Raw genomic sequence first — 10,178 nt, forward strand, 5'->3', positions numbered from 1 at the left:
GCCCGGTTCAAGGAAGTGACACACGTGGCTGACGACGACAAGTACGTGGAATACCTCAAGCGGGTCACGGGCGAACTGCGGCAGACCCGCCGCAGGCTCCGCGAGGTCGAGGACCGCGGCCGCGAGCCCGTCGCCATCGTCGCGATGAGCTGCCGGTTCCCCGGCGACATCCGCACCCCCGAGGACCTGTGGCGGCTGGTCGACGAGGGCGGCGACGCCATCGGTCCGCTGCCCGAGGACCGCGGCTGGGACATCGCCGACCGCTACGACCCCGACCCCGACCGGCCCGGCACCTTCTCCACCCGCGAGGGCGGCTTCCTCGGCGACGCCGCCTCCTTCGACGCCGCGTTCTTCGGCATGAGCCCCCGCGAGGCGCTCGCCACCGACCCGCAGCAGCGGATCCTGCTGGAGGCGTCCTGGGAACTGCTGGAGCGCGCCGGGATCCGCCCGCAGACCCTGCGCGGCAGCGCCACCGGCGTCTTCGTCGGCGCCGCCACCTCCGGCTACGGACAGGGCCCGGTCGAGGTGCCCGAGGACGTGCACGGCCTGATGCTCGCCGGGAACGCGACCTCCGTCGCCTCCGGCCGCATCTCCTACGTCCTCGGCCTGGAGGGCCCCACTGTCACCGTCGACACCGCCTGCTCCTCCTCCCTCGTCGCCCTGCACTGGGCGGTGCAGGCGCTGCGCGCGGGCGAGTGCGACCTGGCGATGGCGGGCGGTGTGGCGGTGATGGCCACGCCGGGCCTGCTGTTCGAGTTCAGCCGGCAGCGGGGACTGGCGCCCGACGGCCGGTGCAAGGCGTTCGCCGACTCCGCGGACGGCACCGGCTGGTCCGAGGGCGTCGGCCTGCTCCTGGTCGAGCGGCTCTCCGACGCCCGCCGCAACGGACATCCCGTCCTGGCCGTCATCCGCGGCTCCGCCGTCAACTCCGACGGCGCCTCCAACGGCCTGACCGCGCCCAACGGGCCCGCCCAGCAGCGGGTCATCGAACAGGCCCTCGCCAACGCCGGGATCACCGCCGACGGCGTCGACGCCGTCGAGGCGCACGGCACCGGCACCATCCTCGGCGACCCCATCGAGGCCCAGGCGCTCCTCACCACCTACGGCCGCGCCAAGGACGCCGAGCACCCCCTGTTCCTCGGCTCCCTCAAGTCCAACCTCGGCCACACCCAGGCCGCCGCCGGAGTCGCTGGTGTCATCAAGACGGTCATGGCGCTCCGCCACGGCCGGCTGCCGCGCACCCTCCACGTGGACACGCCGTCCCGGCACGTCGACTGGGGCGCCGGCCACGTCCGGCTGCTCACCGAACCCGCCGACTGGCCCGTCACCGAGGGCCGGCCGCGACGCGCCGCCGTCTCCTCCTTCGGCATCAGCGGCACCAACGCGCACACCATCCTCGAGGCCGCCCCCGAGGAGAACGCGGAGACCGCGGACGGCGAGGAGACCACCGACGCCGGCACGGGACCCGCCACCGCCGTACGACTGCCGCTCGCCCCCTGGCTGCTGTCCGCGCGCGGCACCGAGGCCCTGCGCGGTCAGGCCGCCCGCCTCCTCGACCACGTCCGCGCCCACCCCGGAAACGACCCGCACGTCACCGCGCGCGCCCTCGCCACCACCCGGCAGTCCTTCGAGCACCGCGCCGTCGTCCTCGCCGAGGACACCGCCGCGGCGGCCGACGCCCTCGCCGCGCTCGCCGCGGGTGAGGAGCACCCCGCCGTCGTCACCGGTCGCGCACTGCGCGGGGCCACCGCGTTCCTCTTCTCCGGGCAGGGCGCCCAGCGCCCCGGCATGGGCCGCGACCTGTACGCCGCCTTCCCCGCCTTCGCCCGCGCCTTCGACGAGGTCTGTACCCACCTCGACCCCGAACTCGGCCTGTCCCTCAAGGACGGCGTCCTCGACGGCGCCCCGGACGACGAGGCACTGCAGGGGACGGCCCTCGCCCAGCCCGCCCTGTTCGCGTTCGAGGTCGCCCTCTTCCGCCTCCTGGAGTCCTGGGGCGTCACCCCCAAGTACGTCCTCGGCCACTCCTTGGGCGAGCTGTCCGCCGCGCACGTCGCCGGCGTGTGGTCGCTGCCCGACGCCTGCCACCTGGTCGCCGCCCGCGGCCGGCTCATGCAGACACTGCCCCCGGGCGGCGCCATGGCCGCCGTCGAGGCCGCCGAGGACGAGGTGACCGCGCTGCTGGCCGCGCACGGCGACGCCGTGTCCGTCGCCGCGGTCAACGGCCCGCGCGCCACGGTCGTCTCCGGCGACACCGCCGTCGTCGAGGCCGTCGCCGCCGAACTCGGCGCCCGCGGCCGCACCACCCGCAGGCTGCGCGTCTCGCACGCCTTCCACTCCGCGCGCATGGACGCCGTCCTGGACGACTTCCGCGCGGTCGCCGAGACCGTCACCGCGCACCCGCCGCGGCTGACCGTCGTCTCCAACCTCACCGGCCGCCCCGCCACCGCCGACGAACTGGCCTCCCCCGACTACTGGGTGCGCCACCTGCGCCACCAGGTCCGCTTCGCCGACGGCGTCGACTGGCTCGCCACCCACGGCGTCACCCGCTTCCTGGAACTCGGCCCCGAGGCCACCCTCACCGCCCCGGCCCGCACCTGCCTGCCCGACGACACCACCGACCGGGTGTGCGTGCCGCTGCTGCGCAGGAACCGCCCCGAGACCGCCACCCTCCTCGCCGGCGTCGCCGCCGCCCAGGCGCACGGCGTGCCCGTCGACCTCGACGCCCTCCTGGGCAGCGACCCCGCCGACCCGCGCATCGACCTGCCCACCTACGCCTTCACCCGGGACCGCTACTGGCTGCGCCCCGCCCTCACCACCACCGACGTCACCGGTGCCGGCCTGACCGGCACCGGGCACCCGCTGCTCGGCGCCGTCGTCCGGGTCGCCGACGACGACCGGGTGCTGCTCACCGGCCGCCTGTCCACGCGCGCCCAGGCGTGGCTCGCGGACCACACCGTGTCCGGTGCCCTCCTGCTGCCCGGCACCGCGTTCGTCGAACTCGTCCTGCGCGCCGGTGACGAGGTGGGCTGCGGCCTGCTCGACGACCTCACCCTGGAGGCACCGCTCGTCCTGCCGGACGACACCGGCGTCCAACTCCAGATCGCCCTCGGCGCACCCGACCCCTCCGGCCGCCGCCCGGTCACCGTGCACGCCCGGCCCGACGCCGACGACGACAGCCCGTGGACCCGCCACGCCACCGCCGTCCTCGCCCCGGCGCCGGACGCGCCCGCGACCGAACTCACCGCCTGGCCGCCGGCGGACGCACGGCCGGTCCCCCTCGACGGCTTCTACCCGGCCCTCGCCGCCCAGGGCTACCAGTACGGCCCCGTCTTCCAGGGCCTGCGCGCCGTCTGGCGCTCCGGCGACACCTGGTACGCCGAGATCGCGCTCCCCGAGGACCAGCACCGCGACGCCGCACGCTACGGACTGCACCCCGCCCTGCTCGACGCCGCCCTGCACGCCCAGCTCGCCGGCCACGGCACGGACGGCGACGGGGAAGGCGGCGGCCTCGGACTGCCCTTCGCGTTCAGCGGTGTCACCCTGCACGCCGTCGGCGCCACCGAACTGCGGGTCCGTCTCGACCGGGCCCCCTCCGGCGCCGTCCGCCTGACCCTCGCCGACGGCACGGGACAACCCGTCGTCACCGTCGGCTCCCTCGTCAGCCGCCCCGTCTCCGACACCGCCCTGACCGCCGCACGCCCCGCCGAGGGCGCCCTGTACGCGGTGCGCTGGACCGGCGCCGAACTCCCCGCCGCGCCGGACACCGACGGCTGGCGCCGCGCCGGACAGGACCCGGCCGACGGCCTGGTCCCCGCGTGGCCCGCGCTCGGCACCGGCGACACTCCCTGCGCCGCCGCCGTCCTGCCGTACGCCTCGGCCCCCGGGGAGCGGCCCGCCGACGTGGCGGCCCGTGTCCTGGCCGACCTCCAGGCCCTGCCGGCCGACCCGCGCACCCAGGACGCGCCGCTCGTCGTCGTCACGCGCGGCGCCGTCGCCGCCGACGGCGAGGACGTCACGGACCTGCCCGCCGCCGCCGTATGGGGCCTGGTGCGCGCCGCGCAGACCGAGAACCCCGGCCGCATCGTCCTCGCCGACGTGGACGACACCGAGGCCTCACGCGACGCGCTCGCGGCCGCCGTCGCCACCGGCGCACCCCAGTTCGCCCTGCGCGCTGGCCGACTGCTGACACCGGCGCCGGCCCGCATCCCGGCCGCCGACGGCGCGCCCGCCTGGGACGCCGAGGGCACCGTCCTGATCACCGGCGGCACCGGCGCCCTCGGCGCACTGGTCGCCCGCCACCTGGTCACCACGCACGGCGTGCGCTCGCTGCTGCTGCTCTCCCGCCGCGGCGCCGACGCCCCCGGAGCCGCCGACCTCGCCGCCGAACTCACCTCCAACGGCGCCGCCGTACGCGTCGAGGCGTGCGACGCCGCCGACCCCGAAGCGCTCGCCGCCGTCCTCGCCACGGTGCCCGCCGACCGGCCGCTGCGCGCCGTCGTCCACACCGCCGGCGTCCTCGACGACGGCGTCCTCGGCTCCCTCACCCCCGAGCGGCTCGCCACCGTGCTGCGCGCCAAGGCCGACGCCGCGCTCGCCCTGCACACCGCGACCCGCGGCGCGGACCTCACCGCGTTCGTGCTGTTCTCCTCCGCCTCCGGCCTGCTCGGCGGCGCCGGACAGGCCAATTACGCCGCCGCCAACACCGTCCTGGACGCCCTCGCCCACCACCGCCGGGCCGCGGGCCTGCCCGCCACCTCCCTCGCCTGGACCCTGTGGGACCACGACAGCGGCATGACCGGCGGACTCGGCGAGGACGACCGGCGTCGCATCGCGGCCTCCGGCCTGCCGGCCCTCGACCCGGCCGGGGCGTTGCGCCTGCTCGACGAGGCCCTCGCCACCGACGAACCGCTCCTCGCGCCGCTGCGCACCGACCCCGCCGCCCTGCGCTCCGCGGCCTCCGCCGGACGCCTGCCCGCCCTGCTGCACGGCCTCGCTCCCGCGCCCCCCCGCCGTGCCGCCCGCGCCGCCGGCACCGACGCCTCCGCCCTCGTCCGCCGCCTGGCCGGTCTCTCCGCGCCCGAACAGGAGCGGCTGCTGCTGGAGGTGGTGCGCCGGCACGCCGCCGTCGCCCTCGGCCACGGCTCGGCCGGCGCCGTCGACGGCGAACAGTCCTTCAAGGACATCGGGTTCGACTCCCTCACCTCCGTCGACCTGCGCAACCGCCTCAACGCCGAAACCGGGCTGCGGCTGCCCGCCACCCTGGTCTTCGACCACCCCAGGCCCAGCGCCCTCGCCCGCCACCTGGCCCGTGAACTCCTCGGATCCACCGAGCAGTTCGCCGCCACCACGATCACCTCCGGCGAGGACGACCCGGTCGTCGTCGTCGCCATGGCCTGCCAGTACCCCGGCGGCGTCACCTCCCCCGAGGACCTGTGGCGGTTCGTCTCCGAGGGCGGCGACGCCATCGGCGCCTTCCCCACCGACCGCGGCTGGGACCTGGACCGGCTGGCCGGCCTGGAGGCCGGGTTCCTGTACGGCGCCACCCACTTCGACGCCTCCCTCTTCGGCATCGCACCCCGCGAGGCCCTCGCGATGGATCCCCAGCAGCGCCTCCTCCTGGAGACCTCCTGGGAGACCTTCGAACGTGCCGGGATCGACCCGCTGTCCCTGCGCGGCAGCAACACCGGTGTCTACGTCGGCGCCATGGGCTCCGGATACGCCTCCGGCCTGGCGGACATCCCCGAGGGCATGGAGGGCTACATCGGGCTCGGCGTCTCCGGCAGCGTCATCTCCGGCCGCGTCGCCTACACCTTCGGCCTGGAGGGGCCGACCATGACCGTCGACACGGCCTGCTCCTCCGCGCTGGTCGCCCTGCACCTCGCCGCCCACGCGCTGCGGCAGGGCGAGTGCTCGATGGCCCTGGCCGGCGGCGTCACCGTGATGGCCACCCCCGGCACCTACACCGAGTTCACCGCGCAGAACGGCCTGGCCGCCGACGGCCGCTGCAAGGCGTTCGCCGCGTCCGCCGACGGCACCAGTTTCTCCGAGGGCGTCGGCATGCTCCTGCTGGAACGCCTCTCCGACGCCCGCCGCAACGGCCACCCCGTGCTCGCGGTCGTCCGGGGCTCCGCCACCAACCAGGACGGCGCCTCCAACGGGCTCACCGCCCCCAACGGCCCCTCCCAGGAACGCGTCATCCGGCAGGCCCTCGCCTCCGCCGGACTGTCGGCCACCGACGTCGACGCCGTCGAGGCGCACGGCACCGGCACCACCCTCGGCGACCCCATCGAGGCGCAGGCACTGTTCGCCACCTACGGCCGCGAACGCCCCGACGGACAGCCCCTGCTGCTGGGGTCCGCCAAGTCCAACTTCGGGCACACCCAGGCGGCGGCCGGAGCGGCCGGCGTGATCAAAATGATCATGGCGATACGCCACGGCGAACTCCCGCGCACCCTGCACGTCGACGAGCCCTCCCCGCACATCGACTGGTCCAGCGGCACCATCGAACTGCTCACCGAGGCCCGCCCCTGGCCCGCCCGCGACGACCGCCCGCGCCGCGCCGGAGTCTCCTCCTTCGGCATCAGCGGCAGCAACGCCCACGTCGTCCTGGAGGAGCCGCCCGCCGCCGGGCCCGCCGCCGAACGCCCGGCGCCCGCCGCCGTGCCGCGCGTCCACCCCGTCTCCGGAGACACCCCCGAGGTGCTGCGCGCGCAGGCCGCACGGCTGCGCACCCACCTCCTCCGGCACGACGACGACGCCCGCGACCTCGCCCACAGCCTCACGACCACCCGCCACCCGCAGGCGCACCGGGCCGCCGTCGTCGCCGCCGACCGGGACGAACTCCTCGCCGGACTCGCCGCCGTCGCCGCCGGCGAACCGGCCCCGCACGTCGCCACCGGCACCGCCGACGGCGGCCTGCTCGCCGTCCTGTTCAGCGGCCAGGGCGCCCAGCACCCGGGCATGGGCCGCGACCTGTACGCCGCGCAGCCCGTCTTCGCCGAGACCTTCGACGCCGTCTGCGCCGAACTCGACCGGCACCTCGACGGACCGCCGCTGCGCGACGTGGTCTTCGCCGCCGAGGACAGCGCCGAGGCCCCGCTGCTGGACCGCACCGCCCACACCCAGGCCGCCCTGTTCGCGTTCGGCACCGCGGCACACGCCCTGACCGCGTCGTGGGGGATCCGCGCCGACGTGCTCGGCGGCCACTCCATCGGCGAGCTGACCGCCGCGCACGCCGCCGGGGTCTTCGACCTGGCCGACGCCTGCGCCCTCGTCGCCGCCCGCGGCCGCCTCATGCAGAACCTCCCCGAGGGCGGCGCCATGACCGCCCTGGAGGCCACCGAACAGGAGGTCCTGCCCCTCCTCGACGGCCGCGCCGGACGCGTCGCGATCGCCGCCGTCAACGGGCCCGCCTCCGTGGTGGTCTCCGGCGAGGCGCGGGACGTCGAGGACGTCGCCGCCGAGTTCGCCGGGCGCGGCCGCAAGACCCGGCGCCTGCGGGTCAGCCACGCCTTCCATTCGCCCCTGATGGACGCCATGCTCGACGACTTCCGCGCCGTCGCCTCCCGCGTGAGCTTCCACGCCCCGACGGTCCCGGTCCTGTCCAACCTCACCGGAGCCCTCGCCACCGGCGACGACCTCGTCACCGCCGACTACTGGGTGCGCCACGTGCGCCAGGCCGTCCGCTTCGCCGACGGAGTCCGCGCACTGGAGGACACCGGCGTCACCCACTGCCTCGAACTCGGCCCCGACGCCACCCTCACCACCCTCGTCCAGGACGGCGTCGCCGACCCGGCGGCGGTCACCGCCGTGCCCCTGCTGCGCCGCGGGCTGCCCGAGGAGCGGTCCGCCCTGCTCGCCGCCGCGGCCCTGCACGTCCGCGGCCGCGCCGGGGTCCCCGCCGCGCCCGCCGACGCCGGGGCGCGGACCGTGCCGCTGCCGACGTACGCCTTCCAGCGGGAGCGTTTCTGGCTGGAGTCGTCCGCGGCCCCCGCGGCGCCCCGTGAGGACTCCGCCTTCTGGGACCTCGTCGAGACCGCCGACCCCGCCGCACTCGCCGAGCGGCTCGCCGTCGACCCCGACGCCCCGCTCAGCGCCGTACTGCCCGCCCTCGCCGCCTGGCGGGGCGAGGACCGCCGGCAGGAGGAGATCCGCCGCTGGGAACACCGCGCGGTGTGGCGGCCGGCCGCCGAAGGCGGAACGGCCACGCTCACCGGCACCTGGCTCCTCGCCGTCCCCAGCCGGCTCGTCGGCGGCCCCTGGGCCTGCTCCGTCGCCGACACGCTCGCCGCGCACGGCGCGCACGTGCGCGTCCTGCCCGTCGACTGCGCCGCCGCCGACCGCGCCGACCTGACCACCGCCCTCACCGACCTGCGCCAGGAGGGCGACCTCGCCTGGACGGGCGTACTGTCCCTGCTCGCCGTGGACACCGATCCGCTGCCCGGGCACACGGCCGTACCGGCCGGACTGGCCGCGACCACCACCCTCCTGCAGGCGCTCGCCGGCAAGGCCGCGGGAGCGGACCCGGTCCGCCTGTGGGCGCTCACCGCGGGCGCGGTCGGCGTCCTCGGCGCCGAGGCGCCCGCCGTACCCGAACAGGCCGCCGTGTGGGGCCTGGGCCGCACCGCGGCCCTCGAACACCCCCAGCTGTGGGGCGGGCTGGTGGACCTGCCCGCTGGCACGGGCGCCGCCGTCGCCCCCGACGTGGCCCGGCGCCTGGCCGCCGCACTGGCCGGCACCGCGGGGGAGGACCAGGTCGCCGTCCGGCCCGCGGGCACCTTCCTGCGCCGCCTCGAACACGCCCCGCCCGGCACGCCGACGACGGCCGGCCCCAACTGGACCGGCACCGTCCTGCTCACCGGCGCCACCGGCGCGCTCGGCCTGCGCACGGCCGCCTGGCTCGCCGAGCGGGGCGCCACCCGCATCGTGGCCGTGAGCCGTTCCGGTGCCGGCTCCGAGGGCGCCGCCCGACTCAAGGACGCCCTCGCCGACACCGGCACCGAACTCGTCCTGGCCGCCTGCGACACCGCCGACCGGGACGCGCTCGCCGCGCTGCTCGCCGAGCACCCCGTCGACGCCGTCGTGCACACCGCGGGCGTCCTCGACGACCGGCTCCTGGACGGCATGGACGCCGCTGCCCTGGACCGCGTCCTGCGGCCCAAGCTGGCCGCCGCCCGCAACCTCGACGAGCTGACCCGCGACCGCGACCTCACCGCGTTCGTCCTGTACTCGTCGATCTCCGGCACCCTCGGCACCATCGGCCAGGCCAACTACGCGGCCGCCAACGCCTGTCTGGACGCCCTCGCCGAGACCCGCAGGGCCGCCGGACTGCCCGCCACCTCACTGGCCTGGGGGCCCTGGGCCGGCGGCGGCATGGCCACCGCCGACGCCGCCACCGAGGCCCGGATGCGCCGCAGCGGCATCACCCCCCTCGACCCCGGGAAGGCCGCCGACGCCGTCGGCCGGGCCACCGCGCGCACCGACGCGGTCCTCGCCCTCGCCGACGTCGACTGGGCACGCTTCGCGCCCGGCTTCACCACCTCCCGCCCCAGCCCGCTGCTCGCCGACCTCCCCGAGGTACGCGAACTGCCCGCCCGGAGCTCCGAGACCACGGCGGGCGCCCCGCAGGCCCTGCGGGACCGGCTCGCCGGACAGTCCGCCGCCGAACGCGAACGGACCCTGACCGCGCTCGTCCGTGCCGAGGCCGCCGCCGTCCTCGGTCACACCGGCACCGACCGGGTGGGCGCCACCACCGCGTTCAACGCGCTCGGCTTCGACTCCCTCATGGCCGTCGAACTGCGCAACCGCATCGGCGCCGCCACCGGCCTCGCCCTGCCGGCCACGCTGCTGTTCGACCAGCCGAGCGCGACGGCACTCGCCGGGTACCTGCGCGGCCGGCTCACCGAGGACACCGACGGCGCCGCCGCGGTCCTCGCCGGGCTCGACTCCCTGGAAGCCGCCCTCGACGGGCTGCCCGAGGACGACGCCCGCCGTGACCGCATCGGCGCACGGCTCCAGTCGCTCCTCGGACGGTTCGGCGGCGGCGCGGCCGTCGCTGCGGCGCCCGCCGGTGGCGACGACGTGAGCGACCGGATCCGTTCCGCCGGCGCGGACGAGATCTTCGACTTCATCGAGAACGACCTCGGCATCTCCTGACGGCACGGCCACGGGACCTG

1 protein-coding gene is annotated in these 10,178 nt (G+C 76.9%); it reads left to right on the forward strand.

The genetic code is table 11. The features are described from left to right. Positions 1–24 precede the first annotated feature (24 nt). Entirely contained in the window at positions 25–10,158 is a 10,134-nt protein-coding gene (locus OHB56_RS37170; protein ID WP_406358255.1) for a type I polyketide synthase, read from the forward strand. Positions 10,159–10,178: the final 20 nt, after the last annotated feature.

The sequence above is a fragment of the Streptomyces sp. NBC_01635 genome (assembly GCF_045209715.1).
In the GTDB taxonomy this organism is placed as follows: domain Bacteria; phylum Actinomycetota; class Actinomycetes; order Streptomycetales; family Streptomycetaceae; genus Streptomyces; species Streptomyces hirsutus.